The sequence below is a fragment of the Zoogloea sp. GW822-FHT05C07 genome (assembly GCF_058800215.1).
Genome location: NZ_CM179510.1, coordinates 3,304,140 through 3,325,266, shown reverse-complemented (window position 1 = coordinate 3,325,266; position 21,127 = coordinate 3,304,140). Strand labels below are relative to the sequence as shown.

Genomic DNA, 21,127 nt, shown 5'->3' with positions numbered 1-21,127 from the left:
TCCGGTCAGGCTTGGGATTGTTCGAGGAAGTTGCGCAGCAGATCGTGGCCGCGCTCGGTGAGGATGGATTCCGGGTGGAACTGCACGCCCTCGACGAACAGCGTCTTGTGGCGCACACCCATGATCTCGCCGTCCTCGGTCCACGCGGTGACTTCCAGGCAGTCGGGCAGGCTTTCGCGCTCGATGGCCAGGGAGTGGTAGCGGGTGCAGGTCAGCGGATTGGGCAGGCCCTTGAAGACGCCCTTGTCCAGGTGATGGACCGGCGAAACCTTGCCGTGCATCAGCTTCTTGGCGTGGATGATCTTGCCGCCGAAGGCCGCGCCGATGCTCTGGTGGCCGAGGCACACGCCGAGCAGCGGGATCTTGCCGGCGAATTCCTTGATCGCCGCTACCGAGATGCCCGCCTCCGCCGGCGAACACGGGCCCGGGGAGACGACGAGCTGGGCAGGCTTGAGCTGGGCGATCTGGTCGAGGGTGATCTCGTCGTTGCGATACACCTGCACGTCGGCGCCCAGTTCGCCGAAATACTGCACGAGGTTATAGGTGAAGCTGTCGTAGTTGTCGATCATCAGCAGCATGGCTGCGCATCCTTTCCGGAGCGGCGCCCCGCCGGAGCGGGGGCCTTTGAGGGGTGTCGGGCCGGGGCGGCCGGGCATCGCGGGGCGACGCGCAGGGCCAGCCGGGCCACGGCGTTCTCGGTGCTTACAGGGCCGTATCGAGTCCGGCTTCGGCGATCTCGGCGGCGCGCAGCATGGCGCGCGCCTTGGTCTGGGTTTCCACCCATTCGGCCTGGGGGTCGGAGTCAGCAACGATGCCGGCACCCGCCTGCACGTGGATCTGCCCGTCCTTCAGCACCGCGGTACGAATCGCGATGGCCAGGTCCATGTCGCCGTGGAAGCCGATGTAGCCGACGGAGCCGGCGTAGATGCCGCGCTTGGTCGGCTCCAGCTCGTCGATGATCTCCATCGCGCGCAGCTTGGGCGCACCCGACACGGTGCCGGCCGGGAAGGTGGCGCGCAGCACGGCCAGCGGATTGAGGCCGTCCTTCAGCTTGCCTTCCACATTGGAGACGATGTGCATCACGTGGGAGTACCGTTCCACCGTGAACTGCTCGGTGACGCGCACCGAGCCGGTCTTGGCGACGCGGCCACAGTCGTTGCGGCCAAGGTCGAGGAGCTGCAGGTGCTCGGCGCGCTCCTTCTCGTCGGCCAGCAGCTCCTGCTCCAGCGCCTGGTCCTCGTCGTGGGTCGCGCCGCGCTTGCGGGTGCCGGCGATCGGGCGCACGGTGACGTCCTTGTCCTCGAGGCGAACCAGGATCTCCGGCGACGCGCCGACCACCTGGAAGTCCTCGAAGTTGAAATAGAACATGTAGGGCGACGGGTTGAGGCTGCGGATCGCCCGGTACAGGGCAAGCGGGCTGGCGCCAAAGGGCTTGCTCATGCGCTGGCTGAGCACCACCTGCATGATGTCGCCCTCGACGATGTAGTCCTTGCCCTTCTGCACGGCGGCCTTGAAGGCCTCCTCGCCGAAGCTCGACACCGGCTCGGACGGCTCAGCGCGGACTTCCGTCGGCACCGACACCGGCTCGCGCAGCTTGCCGACCAGCTCCTTCAGGCGCTTCTGAGCGCGGCCGTAGGCGTTCGGCACGCCCGGCTCGGCATACACCACCAGGGTCAGCTTGCCGGACAGGTTGTCGACGATGGCGATTTCCTCGGACAGCAGCAGCAGGATGTCCGGCGTGCCGAGCACGTCCTTCTTTTCGGTCTTGGCCAGGCGCGGCTCGATGTAGCGCACCGTGTCGTAGCCGAAGCAGCCTACCAGGCCACCGGCGAAGCGCGGCAGGCGCGCGCGCGGCGGCACCTTGATGCGCTCCATGAACTCGGCGATGTACTCGAGCGGATCGCCGCCGTCGCGGCGTTCGACGACTCGGTCGTTGGTCAGCAGCAGCACCGAGCGGCCATGCACCTCGATACGCGTCGGGGCGGACAGGCCGATGATGGAATAGCGGCCGAAACGCTCGCCGCCCTGCACCGATTCGAGCAGGTAGGTGTTGGGCGCGTTGGCCAGCTTGAGATAGACGGAAAGGGGGGTGTCGAGATCCGCGAAGGTTTCGACGGTAACCGGGATGCGGTTGAAACCCTGGGCGGCCAGGGCGCGGAATTCGGCTTCGGTCATGGAGACTCCGGAAGGGCGTGGTGCTTTTTTCGCGAGGGTATCACGGGGCAGGCCCGCGACAGTTCTGGGCAGCTCAGGCGAGCAGCCATGACCGGCCGCCGCATCCGCCAGAGCGGGGGATACGAACGGCAGGGAACTCCTCTACGAAGAACACGCGCTTGCGGGTCACGATGATGGATGGGATCCGTTGATGTCAGCCCAGGATGCGCGGCAGCGCATCGGTGAGGCTCGATAGTAGCCCGTCGCATTCGATGCTGTCCACCGCCACACCCTCGCTGTAGCCATAGGTGACGAGCAGCACCGGCATGCCGGCGGCGCGGGCGGCTTCGGCGTCGTTGGCCGAGTCACCGATCATCAGCGCTTCGTCCGCCGCCGCGCCGAGCAGCGCGCAGGCGTGCAGCAGCGGCGCCGGGTGGGGCTTCTTGTCGGCCAGTGTATCGCCGCTGACAGTGGCGCCGAAGAAGCCGGCGATGCCCATCCGTTCGAGCAGCGGCCCGGTGAAGGCGGCCGGCTTGTTGGTCACGCAGGCCATCGCCACGCCACGCTCGCGCAGGGCTTCCAGCGCGGGCACGACGCCGTCGTAGATCAGCGTGCATTCGCCGTTCACGTCGGCGTAGTGGCGGCGGAAGGCGGCCACCGCCGCGTCGATCTCCGCTTCGCCGGCCGAACCGCTCTCTTCCAGGCAGCGCCGCACCAGGTTGAGCATGCCCTTGCCGACGAAAGTGCGGATCACCTCGATGTCGTGGGGCGGGCGGCCGAGCTCCAGCATCATGCGCCGGCAGGCTTCCGACAGGTCGGGGATGGAATCGAGCAGCGTGCCGTCCAGGTCGAACAGCACGGCACGAACGGCACGGGAAGCGGGGGCAAGGGCAGCGGGCATGGCGGAACTCATCAGGCGGTACAGGAACGGAGGCGGCGCCTGCCGCCTCCGGACGCGCAGGATACGGGAGATCAGGCCGACGGCGCCAGCACCGGCCGGCGCCAGGCGTGCAGCAGCGCCGCCGCGACCATCAGCACGGGCAGCGCCGCCAGCGCATTGACCCGCGCCCAGCCCAGCCCGTCCACCAGCGGCCCGGCGGCGAAGGTGGCCACGCACACGGCGAGGAACACCAGGCTGTCGTTGAGGGCCTGCAGGCGCGCCCGGTCGGCCTCCTGCCAGCATTCGGCGAGGCGCGTCGTGGCGCCCACGTAGAGGAAGTTCCAACCCAGCCCGACGCCCACCAGGGCCAGCTGGAAGTGGCCCAGCGCATCGCCGCCCAACGCAACCCCGACCGCCAGCAGCAGCGCGACGCAGCCGGCCAGCATCACCGGCAGGCTGCCCCAGCGGCGGATCAAGTGACCGGTGACGAAGGACGGCGCGAACATCGCCAGCAGGTGCCACTGGATCACCTCCGCGGTGGCGTCGAAATCCAGCCGCGCACACAACATGGCCAGCGGCGTGGCGGTCATCAGCAGGTTCATAACCCCATAGCCCACCGCCCCTGCCGCCAGCGCCAGACGCAAGCGCCCTTCGCGCAGGATCGCCGCGATGGGGCGGGATGGGCCGGCGACGCGCGCAGCCGGTGCGGGCAGGCGCAGCTGGCCGGCCAGCACCGCCGCCAGCAACGACAGCCCGGCGAGGATCAGGAAGCTGGCCAGGAACGGGGTGTCGAGCAGATGACGCGTCCCGCGGGCCAGGAAGGGACCGAGGAAGGCCGCCAGCACCCCGCCGCTGAGGGTCAGCGATACCGCCAGCCCACGCTCGGCGGCGGGCACGGCCTCCAGCGCGGCGAACCGGTAGTACTGGCCCGTCGCCCCCTGCACGCCGATGCCGATGCCAGCCAGCACGAACAGCGGGAAATGACCCAGCTCGACGGCCAGCGCGGCCAGGCCCAGGCCGGCCGCGCCGCATAGGGCGCCGGCCACGAAGATCGTCTGCCGGCCGAAGCGCGCCAGCAGGCGGGCGGCAACCTGGAGCGCGAGCAGCGTCGCCAAGTATTGGGCGGCCAGCGGCACGGTCGCCAGGCCGGCCGCCACCGACAAGTTGTGGCTGATCGACACCGACGCGGCCAGCACGAAGCCGATGACAGTCATCGTCAGGGCCTGGCACAGGGCCAGCAGGAGGACATTGCGGTTCATGGGATGGGACTCCGAAAATTTGGACAGCCCCATCGTCGCAGGCTAGAGTGATGGCAGAAATGACCAATAAGCCACCTTTTCTGCCATGACGCGTACCATCGCCCTGCTCGTCTATCCCGGCTTCCAGCTGCTCGACGCGGCCGGCCCGCTGAGCGCCTTCGAAGCCGCCAACGGCGTGGTGCCGGGCAGCTACCGGCTGGAAGCACTGTCCCTGGCCGGCGGCCCGGTGACGAGTTCCGGCGGCATCCAGCTGCTGACCCGCGTGGCCAACGCCAGCGACGCCATCGATACCCTGCTGGTGGCGGGTGGCGACGGCGTGGATGCAGCCTCGGCCGATGCCGCCGCCCTCGCCTTCGTCGGCGCCGCCTGCGCGGCCGCCCGGCGGGCTGCAAGCGTGTGCTCGGGAGCCTGGCTGCTGGCTTCCGCCGGCCTGCTGGACGGCCGCCGCGCCACTACCCACTGGCGGCGCTCACCGGCCTTCGCCAAGCGCTTTCCGTTGGTCAGCCTGGACGCGGACCGCATCTACATCCGCGACGGCAAGTTCTGGACCTCGGCGGGCATCACCGCCGGTATCGACCTGAGCCTCGCGCTGATCGCCGATGACCTCGGCGACGCCGTCGCGCGCCAGGTGGCGCGACAGCTGGTGGTGTATTACCGGCGTCCCGGCGGGCAATCGCAGTTCTCGGAGATCGCCGGCATGCAGGTGGCCGGCGGCACTTTCACGGACTTGCTGGATTACGTGCGGCACAACCTGCAGGCGCGCCTGGACGTGGATGAACTCGCCGCACGGGCGTGCATGAGCCCCCGCCACTTCGCACGGCGCTTCAAGGCGGAGATGGGAGTGACGCCGGCCCGGGCGGTCGAGCGTCTAAGGGTGGAAGCCGCCGCTGCGGCGCTGGAGAGCGCCAGCGCATCGGTGCAGGCGGTGGCGCGCAGTTGCGGCTTTGGCGACGCGGAGCGCCTGCGCCGCGCCTTCCTGCGGATTCACGGCGTACCGCCGTCGGCCCGGCGGCGCACGGCCGCCGCGTAGCAGTAGATCAGACGCTGGCCAGCGCGCTGCGCAGATCGCCGATCACCGAGTTGTAGCGCTGCGGGTCACTGTCCTTGCCGGCCCCGAAGACGGCCGAGCCGGCCACGAAGGTGTCGGCGCCCGCACGGGCGATCTCGGCGATGTTGCCGACCTTCACGCCACCATCGATCTCGAGCAGGATCTTGCGGCCGCTGCGCTCGGCGTAGGCGTCGATCTTGGCGCGCGCCTCGCGGAGCTTGTCGAGGGTGCCGGGGATGAAGGACTGGCCGCCGAAGCCGGGGTTTACGCTCATCAGCAGCACCACGTCGAGCTTGTCCATCACGTAGTCCATCCAGTTGAGGGGTGTCGCCGGGTTGAACACCAGGCCGGCCTGGCAGCCGCTGTCGCGGATCAGGCCGAGCGTACGATCAATGTGCTCGGAGGCTTCCGGGTGGAAGGTGATCACGTTGGCGCCAGCCTTGGCGAAGTCCGGCACGATGCGGTCCACCGGCTTGACCATCAGGTGCACATCGATGGGCGCCGTGGTGTGGGGGCGGATCGCCTCGCAGACCAGCGGGCCGATGGTCAGGTTGGGCACGTAATGGTTGTCCATCACGTCGAAGTGGATCCAGTCGGCGCCGGAGGCGATCACGTTGCCCACCTCTTCGCCGAGCTTGGCGAAATCGGCGGACAGCAGGCTGGGAGCGATGCGGTAGGTCATGGTTGATCCTGGCGGGGAGACGCGGAGGGGCGCCAGTTTACCCGCCCCGCTCCAGCTCCGCCAACGCGGGCCGGAGGTGTGCCCGCACCCGAGCGCGGCGGTTGCAGCTGCCGGGCAATTCAGTTCCAATAAGGGATCCCCAATCCGAGCGTCCACAAAAATGACAAGCGCCATCGACCAGGAAACTATCGAGGTCACTGCAGTATCCCGTTTCATCGACGAGCAGTCGGACCTGGAAGCGGACCGCTACGTGTTCGCCTACCACATCACCATCCGTAACGTCGGCCGCATCACCGCCCAGTTGGTCAGCCGCCACTGGATCATCGCCGACGCCGAAGGCACGGTACAGGAAGTCCAGGGCGCCGGCGTGATCGGCCAGCAGCCGGTGCTGCAGCCCGGCCAGTCCTTCGAATACACCAGCGGCTGCACCATCGCCACGCCGGTCGGCACGATGAAGGGCAGCTACCAGATGGTCGCCGAGGACGGCACGCCCTTCGAAGCGGAAATCCCCGAATTCACGTTGGCCATGCCGCGCACCCTGCATTGAGGGCCGCGCGGCCGGCCACCGCTCACACGACGAACTGGCCGATCGCCTTGCTCATGCGGTCCACCGACTGATCCAGGCTCGCCACCGCGCTCTGGGTCTGGCTCACCACCGCCACGTTCTGGTCGGTCATCGACGCCACCCGCTCGATGCTCTGGGCCATCAACGTCATCGCGCTGCGCTGCTCGGCCGACGAATGGGTGATGTCGTTCACCATGCCAAGGGTGCGCTCCATCTGGGCGTTGATCTCCTGCAACGCGCTCTGCGCCCCCTGCACCAGCAACACCCCGTCGCGCACCTGGCCGGCGCCGTCGCGCATGCCGTCCACCGCCTTCTGTGTCTCGCTCTGGATGCCGGCCACCATCGCGCTGATCTCCTGGGTCGCCTTGCCGGTACGCTCGGCCAGTTTGCGCACCTCGTCAGCCACCACCGCGAAGCCGCGGCCCTGCTCGCCAGCACGCGCCGCCTCGATGGCGGCGTTGAGGGCCAGCAGGTTGGTCTGATCGGCGATCTCACGGATCACGCCGGTGATGCGCGAGATCTCCACCGACTGCTGGCCGAGCAGCTCCACCTGCCCGGCAGCATCGCGCACCGTATCGGCAAGGATCATGATCATGTCGCAGGCCTTGGCCGACACCTGGCCGCCGCGCTCCGACACCTCGCTGGCGGTCTGCGCGGCGCCGCGGGTGGCGCCAGCGTGCTCGGCCACCTCGCCGATCGCCACGGTGATTTGCTGAATGCCGGCCGCCGCCGACGAGGTCGCGTCGCTCTGTACCCGCGCCGCCTCGTTCACGTTGCTGACGCCGGACGCCACCTCGCCCGACACCACCGCAACCTGGCGGGCCGTGTCACCCATGCCCTGCACGGTAGCCTGCACCGATGACACGAAACGGTCCGCATCGCGGGCAATCTCGCCGAGCACGTCGCAGCGGGACAGCTCGAAGCGCTGGCGCAGATCGCCGGTGGACAGCAGGCGGCCCAGGTAGCCGTGCAGCGCCGCCGCATCCCGCGCCAGACCAGGCACGAAGCCCAGCATGAAGAACAGCCCCCACAGCAGGCCCAGGCCACCCGCGCCGAGCATCAATTCGCGCAGGAATGGCAAGCTGACGAAGCTCTGCGCCACCGCGCCGGCCGCCAGCACCAGCAGCAAGCTGCCCGCCCCCACAAGCTGGACGGGCGCCGAGGCGAACACCGCCCACGGCGAACGATGCGCTGCCACCACCCGGCCATGCTCGATACGGATCGAGCGGTCGCCCTCGCGGACGCGCCGGTAGGCGTCTTCCGCCGCCCGCACGTCCTCACGGGACGGGCGCGAACGCACCGACTGGAAACCGACCACCCGGCCGTGCTCACGTACCGGCGAGGCATTCGCCACCACCCAGTAGTAGCCGCCGTCGCTGCGCCGGTTCTTCACCAGGCCACGCCACGGCAGGCCGGCCTTGAGATCGCGCCACATGTCGGCGAAAGCCTCCTTCGGCATGTCTGGGTGGCGCACCATGTTGTGGGGCTGGCCGAGCATGGCCTCGCGGCGGTAGCCGCTGATATTGGCGAAGGCCTCGTTGGCCTCGACGATGCTGCCCTGAAGGTCGGTACGTGAATAGATGAACTCGCCCTCGGGAAGCAGTGTTTCAACGTTCGTGACGGGAAGGTTCGTGCGCATTTTGGATCACCGTATTTCATGGGTTTGCCCGGCTTGCACCAGATCTGGCGCGGAGACAGCACGGGAACTGGTCCTGGGGGATCAAATGCAGTTCCTGTGCCAAGCATCCGCTGCGGCAAGCGGCCAATGGCGTGCAGGCGTGGGCAGTCGACACGGGGAACGGCGGAAAAACACGTTCCCGAAGTGCGCCGGACAAGCCCCGTCAAGCCTGTCCGGCGGCACCGCCCGGTTTTGCGCGGGGATATGAACAAACTCACTCATCAAAAATGAAAAAATTAAAATTCGCTCAGTGACTTTGTCGACAAACTGACTTTTTCGACACTATTTGAGCCTTACTGCAGTGCACCAAACGCTGTTTCCGCACCATCGCAGTGCATTTTGTGGAGATTCCCAACGCAGGACGCGGCCTCCCGGCGGGCATGGTGTTTGCTGAAGAGTACCCATCCTCTATTGCAGCTCTTCGCAGGCCATCACCGTGCAAGCACAACTCGGACGCCCCCGTCGAACCAGCCTCATCACGCCCCGAGCCGTGGACAGGACCCGCATCCTCGACACGCTGGTGAACAACCTCGAGGGCATGGTCTATCGCTGCATGGACGACGCCTACTGGACGATGGTCTTCGTCAGCCAGGGCAGCGCCGAGCTGTGCGGCTACGCCCCGGCGGAGATCGTCGACAACGCCTGCATCTCCTGGGAAGAGATCACCCACCCGGATGACCGGGCCCGCGTCCGCGCGCAGATCCGCAGCGCCGCCCGCAACGGCCAGCGCTTCGCGGTGCAGTACCGCATCACCACCGCCAGCGGCCACACCAAGTGGGTGCTGGAACGGGGCATCACGGTGCCCGACGAACAGGGCAAGAGCGTCATCGAGGGCTACATCGAGGACGTGACCCCGCGACGCGCCACGCTGGAGGCGCTGGAGCGCACCGAGCTGCGCTACCGCCACATCTTCGAGTACGCATCGGAGGGCATCTTCCAGACCACCCGCGACGGCTGCTACCTGGCCGCCAACCCGGCACTGGCCCGGCTGTACGGCTACGCGACGCCCCAGCAACTGATGGCCGACCTGTCCGACATCGAGAGCCGGCTCTATGTAGACCCCAGCCGCCGCGATGCCTTCCGCCAGCGGATGGAGAGCCACGGCGAAGTCATCAATTTCGAATCCCTGGTGCGCCGGCGCGACGGCTCGATCATCTGGATTTCCGAGAACGCCCACACGGTGCGCGGGCCGCAGGGTGAGTTCATCTGCTACGAAGGTACCGTCCAGGACATCACCGAGCGCAAGAGCACCGAGGAACACCTGCGCCTGCTGGCCACGGTGTTCTCCAACAGCAACGAGGCGATCATCGTCACCGATGCGCAGAACCGCATCGTCGCCACCAACCAGGCCTTCACCAAACTCACCGGCTACCCGCAGGAAGAAGTCGTCGGCAAGAACCCGCGCGTGCTGTCCGCCGGCAACACGCCGCCGGAAATCTACAAGGAGATGTGGGACAGCCTGAACGACAGCGGCGCCTGGCAGGGCGAACTGTGGGACCGCCGCAAGAACGGCGAACCCTACCCCAAGTGGCTGTCGATCTCGCTGGTCCGCGACGAGAACGGGCAGGTGCAGAACTACATCGGCAACTTCATCGACATCTCGGAGCTGAAGGCCTCCGAAGAGCGCATCCGCCACCTGGCCCACCACGACACGCTGACCAACCTGCCCAACCGCTTCAGCCTCAACGAGAAGCTGGAGCAGGCGATCGGCTTCTGCCGCCGCAACGACATGCAGATGGCGCTGATGCTGATCGACCTGGATCGCTTCAAGGCCATCAACGACACCCTTGGCCACCATGTCGGCGACGAGTTGCTGATCCAGGTCGCCAACCGCCTCAGCAACACGGTGCGCAAGAGCGACATCGTAGCCCGCCTGGGCGGCGACGAATTCGTCGTCGTGCTGCCTGACGTGGACACCCCGGCCGACGCCGCCTACGTGGCCGACAAGATCGTCGCCGCCATCTCCGCGCCCTACCTGATCAATGGCCAGGAACAGCGCACCTCGCCGAGCATCGGCATCTGCATGTACCCGGACGACGCGCTGGAGATCGGCGACCTGCTGAAGGACGCCGACGTGGCGATGTACTACGCCAAGGCCAAGGGACGCGGCAACTACCAGTTCTTCACCGAAGGCATGAACGCCGCCACGGCCCAGCGCCTGGCCCTCGAATCGGAACTGCGCATCGGCCTCGAACGGGAGCAGTTCGTGCTGTACTACCAGCCACAAGTGGACCTGCGCAGCGGCCACATCGTCGGCGTGGAAGCGCTGGTGCGTTGGCAACACCCGACCCGCGGCCTGGTCCCGCCGTCCGAGTTCATCCCGGTGGCCGAGGAGGCCGGCATCATCGACGCCCTCGGCGACTGGGTGCTGCAGGAAGCCTGTCGCCAACTGCGCGACTGGCGCAACAAGGGCCTCGGCACGCTCCGCATGTCGATCAACCTGAGCACCGGGCAGTTTCTCGACAAGACCCTGCCGCGGCGCATCCACGACCTGCTGGAACACCACGGCCTGCCGGCCGAGCTGCTCGACCTGGAAGTCACCGAGTCGGTGTCGATGGCCTCCCCCGACGAGACCATCGAGGTCATGAAGGCGCTGACCGAGAGCGGCCTGACCCTGTCCATCGACGACTTCGGCACTGGCTATTCATCGCTGGCCTACCTCAAGCTGTTCCCGATCCGCACGCTGAAGATCGACCGATCCTTCGTGAAGGACATCGAGACCGACCCCAGCGACGCGGACATCTGCGACGTGACGGTGCTGCTGGCCCACAAGATGGGGCTGGAGGTGATCGCCGAAGGCGTCGAGACGGAGGCCCAGCTCAAGTTCCTGCTCAGCATCGGCTGCGAGAAGATCCAGGGCTACCTGATCAGCGAACCGCTGCCGGCCGACAGGGCCGAGGCCTTCCTGCAGCAGCGCGCGCCGATGACCGGCCTGGGCACCGTGGACCTGTGGACCACGCCCTGAGCCTGTAAACGCCATGGGCGCCGCCCAGAGGCGACGCCCATGGAACGGCGCGGCGAATGACGCCGCAAACGGCGCGGATCAGGCCAGCGCCGTCACCGGCACTTCGAAGTGCTCCAGCAGCATCTGCACGATCGCCGCCAGCGGCAGATCCTCGGCGCTGGTCGGCACCGGCAGCAAGGGCGCACCATCCGGCTCGGGGAAATCCAGGTTGATGCCGTAGCGGCCGGGCCGCTGACCGTAGGCGTACACGTAGGCGGCCAGCCCCACGTCGGCGTGGCTGAAGAAGCCGACCGCCTCCTCGTTGCTGCGCCACGCCTCGCTGAGCACCACGCCGGCGCGGGACAACGGGCCTTCCACCTGTTCCATCAGATAGGCAATCGAGCGGTACTTGTTCATCGCGGTTCTCCTGGGCGTTGTTCAGTTGGCGGTGTGGCGCAACAGCTTCAGGCAGGCCAGCGTGGACGCCAGGTCCACCGCGCGCGCGTCGTCGAAGTTGCGGATGTAGGGGTCGGCACCGGCGGCCAGCAGGACTTCGACCACTTCGTCGCGACCGCTGGAGGCCGCGTACATCAGGCAGGTGGCGCCGGTTTCATTAACGTTGTCCACGTCGGCGCCGGCGGCGATGAGGCGCGCCAGCGTCGGCTTGTCCCGCGACACGCAGGCCAGCCACAGCGCCGTGTTGCCGTCGCCGTTGCGGCGGGCCGGACTGACACCGGCCGCCAACAGCTCTTCCACCAATTCGGCTGAGCCGGCATAGGCCGCGCGCATCAGCGGCGTGAGGCCCTGGGCGCGGGGCGCATCCAGATCGCTCGGATCGAACCCGAACTCGGCCACGAAAGCCCGCAGCACATCGCTGGCCGCCGCCGGCAGGGCCACCGAGGCGAGGCCGCCGGTGCGCTGCGCCAGCGCCGCGTTGAGGGGCTCGAAACCGCCATCCACGCTGTACACCTCGGCGAAGCGGAAGTCGGAGAACATCTCGGCATACACCTGGCTGGCGTTGCCGTGGTAGCAGTAGATCAGCACCGGCGTGCTCTTCGGCAGACGGCGGATCGTGCCGCCGAGCAGAGCTTCGGTGAGGTGCTCGGCGCCGTCGATATGGCGCCGCTCGAAGGTCGCCCGGTCGCGCACGTCGTAGACGGCCAGGGCCGGCAAGCTGGCGCTGCCGCGGCTGTGGATCAGGTCGGCGGCGGTATCCGCGTCGATGCGGACGAAGCCGCTGGTCGTGGTCTGGGAAGAACTGGAAGTGGTCGTGGAACTCATCGCAGGGCATCCTTGCGCCCCGGATAAGGGGGCGTGGTTTCGACGCGGCCGTCGATGACCGACAGGCCGATGGTGAAGTGGTAGAGAGTCTGGAAAGCGCCGTCGTCGAGACCGGCCACGCTGTGCACCGGATCGTCGAAGAAGCAGCCGATGCCGGTACCTCGCAGGCCCAGCGCCTCGGCTTCCAGGTAGAGCACCTGGCCGAGGGCGCCGGCCTCCCGGTACAAGTCGCGGTAGGCCGGCGGATCGGCATCGACCAGCTCGGCGAAGGGCGCCAGCATGCCGAAGGCGATGTTCGCGTTCGACGCGATGTCCTGGTGGCAGTGCAGGCTGCGGGCCACCCGGCGCAGCTCCAGCGGGTCCGCCGGGGCCAGGCTGAACAGCGTGTCGGCGGCGGACAGGCCGTCCACCGGCAGCAGCTTGTAGCGGGCCTGCAGGCGCTCGGCCATGCCGCCATCGACGGGGCCACGCGGCAGAAAGTAAACACCGGGCGCCAGGCCCTCGACCCGGTGGATGAACATCAGCAGGCCGATGCGTGCCCCCGCCGCCGGGCGCAGGGCTTCCAGCAGGCGCTCGAAATCGGACCGCCCCATCACGTGGGCCGGGTCGAAGCGCTGGGCGCTGCGCCGCCGCAGGATCAAGGACGCCGGCTGCACCCGCGGGATGCGCTGCGGGTTGGGCGCCGCGCCGCTGTTGTCGGCCCGCCGCGTCGCCGCCGCCACCTCGGCGATGACCGGCCAGCGGAACATCGGGAAGCGGTCGATCAGGCTGGCCACGCCCTGCCAGCGGGCCGCCCCGCCGGCCTCGTGCAGCGCGACGGGGTCCAGCCAGGTGGCGCCGCCGGCAAAGTCCACCGCCAGCAGCAGTTCCGCCTCCTCCTGGCTGACCTCGGCGCGCCGGCCAGGGAACTCGGCCGCGCGGTCCAGCCCCAGCAGGGCCGCCAGCGCGTGGCTGCCGACCTGGGACTGTTCGACCATCCGCCAACCCAGCAGCGCCGCTGCGTAATCGAGGCAGGCCTGGGCGTGGCCGGTATCCAGCTGGCAGTAGCGGAAGGCCCGCTCGCCGTACTTCCAGGCTTCCCGCCACATCACGCAGGACAGGCCGACCGCCAGCACCGGGCCGGCCGCCAGCGGCTGCAGATGCACGGCTCGCAGTTCCAGCGCGTGGATCTCCGGCCGGTAGTGGTAGAGCCCGTCGGCCAGCGCCGGAATGCCGGCCACCAGCACGTAGGCCTCGACCGGGTGCAGGTTGCCGCTCGACGGATTGGCGCGCACCGCCCAGCGGTCCGGCCCGAGGGTCTTCCAGGCGGTCAGGCCGAAGGACAGGTGCAGCAGCGCGCCGATGCTGGCCAGGTCGGGGATGGCCGGCGTGACCGGCGCCGCCGTCAGATGTTCGGCGCGGGCCAGCGGCAGCTCGATCGGGGGCACGCCCTCGTAATGGCGGAAGGCCGCCGGCTGGGCATCCCAGTCCAGCGTGCCGGGGCCGGCGGCATAGGCTTCGAAGCGGTGCTTGGTCCGCTGATGGTAGGCCTGCACCACCGCCGACGCAGACGGAGGGGCGGGCACGACATCGGGCGGAGCGGCGAGGGTCTCGGGCATGATCCAGACACAAAACGGGTTTGCCCCCGTTTCAGCAAGATCGGTGCCCGCAGCCCCTTCCGCGCTACAGACAGGAGGCGCGCGGCTCCGGTGGCCGCTTGCCGTCCCCATCCCGTCCCCGTGCGGCCGGCGCGTCCGACAAGAGGCCGCATTTTGTCGGTTTCGTGACAGCAGCGCCTCGGATACACAGTGCGCGCCCACCCATGCCATCCAGCCCTCAATGTCACGTGACAACAAGGCCATTAGGCATCGCAAAAAAACGAATATATCAAAGCCATTAAATTCATTGATTTCCGACAAAACGCAACCGAATTAACTGCCGGACAATGCGATGCTTCTGCACCGATCGCTACAAGACGAGACCTCATACAGAGGCACGAAAACTCGCCGTTCGGTGATTACGCCCCCCCTCCAGCACAATCAGGCAACATCATGTGGATCAGCAGAACGGAATACGAACAGCTCCAGGCCCAACTCCTCAGCGCCAGGGAACGGGAAGCAAGACTGCAGGGTGAAACCGAGGCGCTGCGGCAGGACATCGATGCCCTGCGCCGCGCGGAAGACCAGAAGCGCATCCAGTGCGAAAACCTGCTCGGCGTCGTACAGCGCATGGCAGAGTTCGGCTCCTCACTGAGCGGAGCCCAGGGCAGCCTGGCTGAAATGGCTGGTTTGCTCCGTGACGAGAAGGACAAGGCCGTCGAGGCCTCCCATGTGTCCAGGACCAGCGGCCAAGCCACCACCGAGATCGCCGAGAGCCTTCAACGCCTGGCCGCGGAGTCGGAGAAATCCGCGGCAGAGGTGGACACCCTTGCCCAACGTGCCGACGAGATCGGAGCGATCGTCAATCTGATCCGCGGCGTAGCAGACCAGACCAATCTGCTGGCCCTCAACGCCGCCATCGAAGCGGCCCGCGCCGGCGAGGCCGGCCGCGGCTTCGCCGTCGTTGCCGACGAAGTCCGCAAGCTGGCCGAACGCACCTCCAGCGCCACCGCCGACATCTCGACGCTGGTGGCGCGCATCCACGACGATTCGACCCAAGCCCGCGACAGCATGCAGCGCCTCGCCGAGACCTCCAGCCGTTTCAGCGAACGCGGCCAGAAAGCCACCGAGGACATGCGTCTGCTGATGGGGCTGTCCGCCAACATGGAGGGAGTCATCGCCGGCAGCGCCATGAAGAGCTTCGTCGAGGTCGCCAAGATCGACCATATCGTCTTCAAGTTCCGCATTTATCTAGCCATTTTCGGCCTCCTCGACCTCAAGGCGTCCGAACTCGCCACCCACACGGCGTGCCGCCTCGGCAAGTGGTACTACGAAGGCGAAGGCCATGCCTGCTTCAGCCAGTTGCCGGGTTACAGGGACGTCGAGCCGCCCCACATCGAGGTGCATCGGGCCGGCGTGGAGGTACTGACGGCCCACGCCAACGGCGACATGCGCACGGTGCTGCGCCATCTCGATGTGATGGAACAAGCGTCCATGCGCGTGCTCAACAATTTGCAGAAAATGGGCGAAGCGGCGCTGAACGATCCATCCATCCTGTGCCAGGAAGACGGTAGCCACCGGCACTGACACCTGACACAAGGGCGGGGGCATCGCGCATTGACGCCCCCGCCCGCGACGCCGAGAATCCGGCGCCATGCCCAGCCTCGACACCCTCCTCGCCTTTCTCGGCATCTCCGTGCTGATCACCCTCGCCCCCGGCCCCGACAACCTGATGGTCATCGGCCAGAGCCTGGCCCGCGGCCGGCGTGCCGGCCTGGCCTTCGGCCTCGGCTGCGCATCGGGCTGCATGACGCACACCGCGTGGGCGGCCCTTGGCATCGCGGCGGTGGTGCGCGCGTCCCCCGGCCTGCTCCTAGCCGTCAAGCTGGCCGGCGGAGCCTGGCTGCTGTGGCTCGGCATCCAGGCCCTGCGCGGTGGCGGGCGCCTTTCCCCGGCGAACGGCCTGCCGGCCCAGCCCTGGCAGCGCGACCTGCGCCGCGGCTTCGTCGCCAATGCGCTGAACCCCAAGGTCGGCCTGTTCTTCCTGGCCTTCCTGCCGCAGTTCACCGATGCGGCCCACGGCAATCCGAGCCTGCAGATGCTCGCCCTCGGCCTGTTGTTCACGATCCAGACCGCCGTCGTGTTCAGCGCACTGGCGCTGGCCGCCGGCGCCATCGGCCGCCTGCTGGCCCGCCGCCCGCGGCTCGGCCCCTGGCTCGACCGCCTGTGCGGCGTGCTGTTCATCGGGCTCGCTGCCCGCCTGATCGCCAGCGACAGCTGATCCGCCCTCCACCCGGCCAGCACCCTCGGGGCGAATGAACTCCCCCCGGGGATGAACTCGCCCCTACAATCGACTTCGTCCAACCACGTTTCCGGGGCGAATCCAGCCGCCCCTACATACACAAAAAATGCGACGCTCCCCCTCCGGCCCCGCCCCCCTGCCCGCCTCCGGCGAACGCCACGACTGGCAGACCATCAGGAAACTGCTGCCCTACCTGTGGGCCTACAAGTGGCGGATGCTGTTCGCCCTCGGCTGCCTGATCTCCGCCAAGTTCGCCAACGTCACCGTGCCGCTGATCTTCAAGCAGCTGGTGGACGGCCTCGACATCTCCCGCTCCCAGGCCTTCATCGTGGTACCGGCGGCGCTGCTGGTGGCCTACGGGGCGCTACGCTTCTCCACCTCGCTGTTCACCGAGCTGCGCGAGATCGTCTTCGCGCGGGTCACCCAGGAGGCGGTGCGCGAGATCTCGCTACAGGTCTTCGGCCACCTGCACGCGCTGTCCCTGCGCTTCCACCTGGAGCGCCAGACCGGCGGCCTGACCCGCGACATCGAGCGCGGCACCCGCTCCATCGGCTCGCTGATCAGCTACACGCTGTACTCCATCCTGCCGACCTTCGTGGAGATCGGCCTGGTGCTGGGCATCCTGCTGGTGAAGTACGAACCCAGCTTCGCGCTGATCACCGTCGTCACGTTGACGCTCTACATCACCTTCACCTTCAAGGTCACCAACTGGCGTACCGCGCTGCGCCGCCAGGCCAATGAGCTGGATTCGGCCGCCAATGCGCGGGCCATCGACAGCCTGATCAACTTCGAAACGGTGAAGTACTTCAACAACGAGGCCTTCGAAACCCGCCGCTACAACACCGAGCTGAAGAAGTGGACGGCTGCCCAGATCAAGAACCAGAAGTCCCTGTCCCTCCTCAACATGGGCCAGGCGGCGATCATCGCCGTCGGCGTCACCGCGATGATGTGGCGCGCCGCCGACGGCGTGGCCTCCGGGCGCATGACCCTCGGCGACCTGGTGCTGGTCAATGCCTTCCTGATCCAGCTCTACATCCCGCTCAACTTCCTCGGCGTGCTGTACCGGGAGATCCGCCAGGCCCTCACCGACATCGAGCGCATGTTCGACCTGCTCGCCACCCACCGGGAAGTGGCCGACGGCCCCGACGCCCACGCGCTCGCCCGTGGCGCGGCCAGCGTCGGCTTCGACGGCGTCAACTTCGCCTACGACCCGAACCGCCCGATCCTCCACGACGTCGATTTCACCATCCCCGCCGGCCAGACGGTGGCGGTGGTCGGCCACTCCGGCTCCGGCAAGTCCACGCTGGCGCGCCTGCTGTTCCGCTTCTACGACGTGCAGGGCGGCGCGGTGCGCATCAACGGCCAGGACATCCGCAGCCTCACCCAGGACAGCCTGCGCGCCGCCATCGGCATCGTTCCGCAGGACACCGTGCTGTTCAACGACACACTGCTCTACAACATCCAGTACGGCCGCCCCGACGCCAGCCGCGAGGAAGTGGAAGCCGCCGCCCGCGCCGCCCAGTTGGAGGACTTCATCGCCCGCCTGCCGGACGGCTGGCAGACCCGCGTCGGCGAACGCGGCCTCAAGCTGTCCGGCGGCGAGAAGCAGCGCGTCGCCATCGCCCGCACGTTGCTGAAGAACCCGGACATCCTGATCTTCGATGAAGCCACCTCGGCCCTCGACTCGAAGACCGAGAAGGCCATCCAGGCCCAGCTCGACGCCGCCGCCCGCGGCCGCACCACGCTGGTCATCGCCCACCGCCTGTCCACGGTGATGAACGCCGACGAGATCCTGGTCCTCGACCAGGGCCGCATCATCGAGCGCGGCAGCCACGCCGAACTGCTCGCCCGCGCCGGCGCTTACGCGCAGATGTGGGCGCTGCAACTGGAGGAGCGGGCCACGGAAGAGGAGGCCGCCTGACGGGGTGGCACAGGGCACATTGCAAACCTTTGCAAACGGACGGAGGCGTAACTTCGGCGAAATGCACGGCGCGTAGCGTTAATCGATTCCGCTACCCAACCTGCAAGGAGTTTTCCCGATGTTCGCTCCCCGTCTGCTCGCCCTGCTCGTCCCGGCCGTCGTCGCCACCTCCGCCCACGCCGGCATCGCCCTGATCGGCCACGGCAGCCTGTCCGGCTCCGACCTGTCCGGCCTCACCGGCACCCTCGAAAACGGCGCGGCCGCCAACCTCCTCGGCGGCCTCGGCTCCGCCGTCGCCTGGGCCGGCGGCGACACCTTCCTGCTGGCGCCGGACCGCGGCCCCAACGCCGTCAACTGGAACGCTGCGGTGGACAACACCACCAGTTGGATCTCGCGCTTCCAAACCCTCAACCTGGGCCTGTCCTCCGCCACCTTCAGCGCCGGCAGCGTGACCACGCTGAGCCCCACCCTCAGTGCCACCACGCTACTTTCCAGCACCACCGCCCTCAACTACGGCAGCGCCCCGGTGCTGACCGGCAGCAACGGCCAGAACTACTTCACCGGCCGCTCCGACGCCTTCGCCACCGGCCTGTCCACCAACAGCGCCAACGCCCGCTTCGATCCGGAAGGCATCCGCGTCGCCGCCGGCGGCAAGAGCGTCTACATCTCCGACGAATACGGCCCCTACATCTACCGCTTCGACCGCGCCACCGGCGAGCGCACCGGCGTGATCACGCTGCCGGAGAAATTCGCGGTGTCCAACCTGTCCGCCGTCGGCGACACCGAGATCGCCGGCAACACCAGCGGCCGCGTGGCCAACAAGGGCATGGAGGGCCTGGCCATCACGCCCGACGGCAAGACTCTGGTCGGCATCATGCAGAGCCCGCTGATCCAGGACGGCGGCACCAACGCCGGCGTGGTGCGCATCGTCACCGTGGATCTGGCCACCGGCAAGGTCACCCACGAGTACGCCTACCAACTCGAGAACATCGGCACCGCCGCCAAGCCCAAGTACACCGGCATCAGCGAGATCGTGGCCATCAACGACCACGAGTTCCTGATCGACGAACGGGACGGCAAGGGCCTCGGCGACGACTCCAAGGCCGTGTTCAAGAAGCTCTACCAGGTGGACCTGAACACCGCCCAGGACGTCAGCAACGTCACCGGCGAAAGCGCGCTGGCCGCCAAGGCCGTCAGCAAGAGCCTGTTCGCCGACATCGTGGCCCTGCTGAAGGCCAACGGCTACACCGACCGCACGATCCCGGCCAAGCTCGAAGGCCTCGCCTTCGGCCCCGACGTACTGGTGGACGGCGTGCTGGAGCACACCCTGATCGTCACCAACGACAACGACTTCCTGGATACCGTCGGCGTGAACGGCGTGCCCACCGCCAACCCCAACCAGTTCTTCGTGTTCGGCATCACCGGCGACCGGCTCGCCGGCTTCCAGGCCCAGCGCATCCCCGAGCCGGCCAGCCTGGCGCTGGCGGCCCTGGGCCTCGGCGGCCTGATGCTGCGCCGCAAGAAGTAAGCACCGCGCCTCCACGGACCGGGCTCCCGTGGGGCCCGGTCCCGTCGATGCCTGTGGGACTTGCCCGGTCGGCGCACCTCCGAAAGCCGCCCCTTGATGCACAATGAAGCCCCTTGCGGCTTCAACCGGACCCATGCCCCCGCTTCCTCGCAGCATCGCCCACCTGGACATGGACGCGTTCTACGCGTCGGTGGAGCTGTTGCGCTACCCGCAGCTGCGCGGCCTGCCGGCCGTGGTGGGCGGACGCCGCGCGGCGGCGGTCGAGGACCCGGCCCTGTTCCCGCGCCTGCGCGACTACGTCGGCCGCGGCGTGATCACCACCGCCACCTACGAGGCGCGGGCCCTCGGCGTGCATTCCGGCATGGGCCTGATGAAGGCCGCCCAAATGGCTCCGGAGGCACTGCTGCTGCCCGCCGACTTCGACACCTACCGCCACTACTCGCGCCTCTTCAAGGCCGCGGTGCGGGAGATCGCCCCGGACCTCGAAGACCGGGGCATCGACGAGATCTATCTGGACCTCACCGCCCTCAACCCGGATGGCAGCCGTGAAGGCGCCCGTGTCATCGCGCTGCGCCTGCAGCAAACCGTGCGCGACGCCACCGGCCTGTCCTGCTCCCTCGGCGTCGCCCCCAACAAGCTGCTCGCCAAACTATGCTCCGACCTGGAAAAGCCGGCCGGCATCACCGTGGTGGCCGCCGACGACATCCCGGCCCGCATCTGGCCGCTGCCCGCCAAGCGTATCAACGGCATCGGGCCGAAGGCTGCGGAACGGCTGGACGCGCTGGGCATCCACAGCATCGGCGAGCTGGCTGCTGCCGATCCCCTGTGGCTGCAGGAACAGTTCGGCGAGCGCTACGGCCAGTGGCTGCACCGGGCCGCCCACGGGCAGGACGAGCGCCCGGTGGTCACCCACAGCGAGCCCAAAAGCCTCTCCCGCGAGACCACCTTCGAGCGCGACCTTCACCCCCGCCAGGACCGCAACGAACTGTCGCAGCGCTTCACCCGCCTGTGCGAACAGCTCGCCACCGACCTGGTGCGCAAGGGCTATGTCGGCAAGACCATCGGCCTCAAGCTGCGCTTCGACAATTTCCACACGGTCACCCGCGACCTGACCCTGCCGGCCCCGATCGGCGAAGCCGCCGCGATCCGCCGCGCCGCCGGCGAATGCCTGAAGCGCGTGCCGCTGGAGCGGCGCATCCGCCTGCTCGGCGTACGCGTCGGCAACCTGATGAGGCGCGACGCCATCCCCGAACACGAACCCCCGACACCCGTCCAGGCTGAACTCTTCGCGTGAGAATTCGCCTGAAC

The 21,127-nt window shown here is 68.1% G+C and carries 17 protein-coding genes and 1 pseudogene; 9 read left to right on the top strand and 9 right to left on the bottom strand.

Going from position 1 to position 21,127, the window contains the following annotated elements:
• Window positions 1-5 precede the first annotated feature (5 nt).
• The 4 genes from AC3QL2_RS15500 to AC3QL2_RS15485 form a co-directional block, all read right to left on the bottom strand.
• A complete protein-coding gene (locus AC3QL2_RS15500; protein WP_493231340.1) occupies window positions 6-578 on the bottom strand; it encodes an aminodeoxychorismate/anthranilate synthase component II in 573 nt (190 codons plus the stop codon).
• Between the two features lie 124 nt (window positions 579-702).
• Window positions 703-2,175 (bottom strand): anthranilate synthase component I, encoded by a 1,473-nt coding sequence (gene trpE / locus AC3QL2_RS15495; RefSeq protein ID WP_493231338.1) that lies wholly within the window; start codon window positions 2,173-2,175, stop codon window positions 703-705.
• Between the two features lie 193 nt (window positions 2,176-2,368).
• Window positions 2,369-3,055 carry a phosphoglycolate phosphatase gene (locus tag AC3QL2_RS15490; RefSeq protein ID WP_493231337.1) on the bottom strand — a complete coding sequence of 229 codons (687 nt, stop codon included), beginning with the start codon at window positions 3,053-3,055 and terminating at the stop codon, window positions 2,369-2,371.
• Between the two features lie 71 nt (window positions 3,056-3,126).
• Window positions 3,127-4,293, bottom strand: coding sequence for an MFS transporter (locus AC3QL2_RS15485; RefSeq protein WP_493231336.1), 1,167 nt, complete (start codon window positions 4,291-4,293; stop codon window positions 3,127-3,129).
• 85 nt (window positions 4,294-4,378) lie between these two features.
• On the opposite strand from AC3QL2_RS15485, the gene AC3QL2_RS15480 reads away from it, so the two are divergent.
• A complete protein-coding gene (locus tag AC3QL2_RS15480; protein WP_493231334.1) occupies window positions 4,379-5,323 on the top strand; it encodes a GlxA family transcriptional regulator in 945 nt (314 codons plus the stop codon).
• 7 nt (window positions 5,324-5,330) lie between these two features.
• Here AC3QL2_RS15480 and rpe read toward each other — a convergent pair whose 3' ends face one another.
• Complete coding sequence (gene rpe / locus AC3QL2_RS15475; protein WP_493231333.1) at window positions 5,331-6,023, bottom strand: ribulose-phosphate 3-epimerase; 693 nt, start codon at window positions 6,021-6,023, stop codon at window positions 5,331-5,333.
• Between the two features lie 160 nt (window positions 6,024-6,183).
• Between rpe and apaG the strand changes: the two genes are divergently transcribed.
• Window positions 6,184-6,570 (top strand): Co2+/Mg2+ efflux protein ApaG, encoded by a 387-nt coding sequence (gene apaG / locus AC3QL2_RS15470; RefSeq protein ID WP_493231332.1) that lies wholly within the window; start codon window positions 6,184-6,186, stop codon window positions 6,568-6,570.
• Between the two features lie 22 nt (window positions 6,571-6,592).
• On the opposite strand, the gene AC3QL2_RS15465 is transcribed toward apaG, so the two are convergent.
• The gene (locus AC3QL2_RS15465) at window positions 6,593-8,227 is read right to left on the bottom strand and encodes a methyl-accepting chemotaxis protein (protein ID WP_493231331.1); all 1,635 of its coding nucleotides are present in this window, start codon (window positions 8,225-8,227) and stop codon (window positions 6,593-6,595) included.
• 529 nt (window positions 8,228-8,756) lie between these two features.
• Here AC3QL2_RS15465 and AC3QL2_RS15460 point away from each other — a divergent pair.
• On the top strand, window positions 8,757-11,231 hold the full coding sequence (locus tag AC3QL2_RS15460) for a sensor domain-containing protein (RefSeq protein ID WP_493231330.1): 2,475 nt from the start codon (window positions 8,757-8,759) through the stop codon (window positions 11,229-11,231).
• 78 nt (window positions 11,232-11,309) lie between these two features.
• On the opposite strand, the gene AC3QL2_RS15455 is transcribed toward AC3QL2_RS15460, so the two are convergent.
• The 3 genes from AC3QL2_RS15455 to AC3QL2_RS15445 are packed head-to-tail and all read right to left on the bottom strand — an operon-like array spanning window position 11,310 to window position 14,089.
• Entirely contained in the window at window positions 11,310-11,627 is a 318-nt protein-coding gene (locus AC3QL2_RS15455) for a hypothetical protein (RefSeq protein WP_493231329.1), read from the bottom strand.
• A gap of 21 nt (window positions 11,628-11,648) precedes the next feature.
• Window positions 11,649-12,491, bottom strand: coding sequence for an ankyrin repeat domain-containing protein (locus AC3QL2_RS15450; RefSeq protein ID WP_493231328.1), 843 nt, complete (start codon window positions 12,489-12,491; stop codon window positions 11,649-11,651).
• The gene (locus AC3QL2_RS15445; protein ID WP_493231327.1) at window positions 12,488-14,089 is read right to left on the bottom strand and encodes a SagB/ThcOx family dehydrogenase; all 1,602 of its coding nucleotides are present in this window, start codon (window positions 14,087-14,089) and stop codon (window positions 12,488-12,490) included. The genes AC3QL2_RS15450 and AC3QL2_RS15445 overlap by 4 nt, the downstream gene beginning before the upstream one ends.
• Window positions 14,090-14,521: 432 nt before the next feature.
• Here AC3QL2_RS15445 and AC3QL2_RS15440 point away from each other — a divergent pair.
• The 6 genes and pseudogenes from AC3QL2_RS15440 to dinB form a co-directional block, all read left to right on the top strand.
• Window positions 14,522-15,160: pseudogene (locus AC3QL2_RS15440) on the top strand (methyl-accepting chemotaxis protein); the annotation flags it as partial.
• Entirely contained in the window at window positions 15,140-15,655 is a 516-nt protein-coding gene (locus AC3QL2_RS15435) for a CZB domain-containing protein (protein WP_493231620.1), read from the top strand. The pseudogene AC3QL2_RS15440 and the gene AC3QL2_RS15435, both read left to right, overlap by 21 nt.
• Before the next feature lie 67 nt (window positions 15,656-15,722).
• A complete protein-coding gene (locus AC3QL2_RS15430) occupies window positions 15,723-16,349 on the top strand; it encodes a LysE family translocator (RefSeq protein WP_493231326.1) in 627 nt (208 codons plus the stop codon).
• A gap of 127 nt (window positions 16,350-16,476) precedes the next feature.
• Complete coding sequence (locus AC3QL2_RS15425) at window positions 16,477-18,291, top strand: ABCB family ABC transporter ATP-binding protein/permease (RefSeq protein WP_493231324.1); 1,815 nt, start codon at window positions 16,477-16,479, stop codon at window positions 18,289-18,291.
• A gap of 118 nt (window positions 18,292-18,409) precedes the next feature.
• Window positions 18,410-19,819 (top strand): esterase-like activity of phytase family protein, encoded by a 1,410-nt coding sequence (locus AC3QL2_RS15420; RefSeq protein WP_493231322.1) that lies wholly within the window; start codon window positions 18,410-18,412, stop codon window positions 19,817-19,819.
• Between the two features lie 133 nt (window positions 19,820-19,952).
• Window positions 19,953-21,113, top strand: coding sequence for a DNA polymerase IV (gene dinB, locus AC3QL2_RS15415; RefSeq protein ID WP_493231321.1), 1,161 nt, complete (start codon window positions 19,953-19,955; stop codon window positions 21,111-21,113).
• Window positions 21,114-21,127 lie beyond the last annotated feature (14 nt).

Coding starts and splice junctions, on each gene's coding strand:
- AC3QL2_RS15500 (WP_493231340.1), bottom strand. CDS start 578: ATGCTGCTGATGATCGACAACTACGACAGCTTCACCTATAACCTCGTG.
- trpE (WP_493231338.1), bottom strand. CDS start 2,175: ATGACCGAAGCCGAATTCCGCGCCCTGGCCGCCCAGGGTTTCAACCGC.
- AC3QL2_RS15490 (WP_493231337.1), bottom strand. CDS start 3,055: ATGCCCGCTGCCCTTGCCCCCGCTTCCCGTGCCGTTCGTGCCGTGCTG.
- AC3QL2_RS15485 (WP_493231336.1), bottom strand. CDS start 4,293: ATGAACCGCAATGTCCTCCTGCTGGCCCTGTGCCAGGCCCTGACGATG.
- AC3QL2_RS15480 (WP_493231334.1), top strand. CDS start 4,379: ATGACGCGTACCATCGCCCTGCTCGTCTATCCCGGCTTCCAGCTGCTC.
- rpe (WP_493231333.1), bottom strand. CDS start 6,023: ATGACCTACCGCATCGCTCCCAGCCTGCTGTCCGCCGATTTCGCCAAG.
- apaG (WP_493231332.1), top strand. CDS start 6,184: ATGACAAGCGCCATCGACCAGGAAACTATCGAGGTCACTGCAGTATCC.
- AC3QL2_RS15465 (WP_493231331.1), bottom strand. CDS start 8,227: ATGCGCACGAACCTTCCCGTCACGAACGTTGAAACACTGCTTCCCGAG.
- AC3QL2_RS15455 (WP_493231329.1), bottom strand. CDS start 11,627: ATGAACAAGTACCGCTCGATTGCCTATCTGATGGAACAGGTGGAAGGC.
- AC3QL2_RS15450 (WP_493231328.1), bottom strand. CDS start 12,491: ATGAGTTCCACGACCACTTCCAGTTCTTCCCAGACCACGACCAGCGGC.
- AC3QL2_RS15445 (WP_493231327.1), bottom strand. CDS start 14,089: ATGCCCGAGACCCTCGCCGCTCCGCCCGATGTCGTGCCCGCCCCTCCG.
- AC3QL2_RS15435 (WP_493231620.1), top strand. CDS start 15,140: ATGCAGCGCCTCGCCGAGACCTCCAGCCGTTTCAGCGAACGCGGCCAG.
- AC3QL2_RS15430 (WP_493231326.1), top strand. CDS start 15,723: ATGCCCAGCCTCGACACCCTCCTCGCCTTTCTCGGCATCTCCGTGCTG.
- AC3QL2_RS15425 (WP_493231324.1), top strand. CDS start 16,477: ATGCGACGCTCCCCCTCCGGCCCCGCCCCCCTGCCCGCCTCCGGCGAA.
- AC3QL2_RS15420 (WP_493231322.1), top strand. CDS start 18,410: ATGTTCGCTCCCCGTCTGCTCGCCCTGCTCGTCCCGGCCGTCGTCGCC.
- dinB (WP_493231321.1), top strand. CDS start 19,953: ATGCCCCCGCTTCCTCGCAGCATCGCCCACCTGGACATGGACGCGTTC.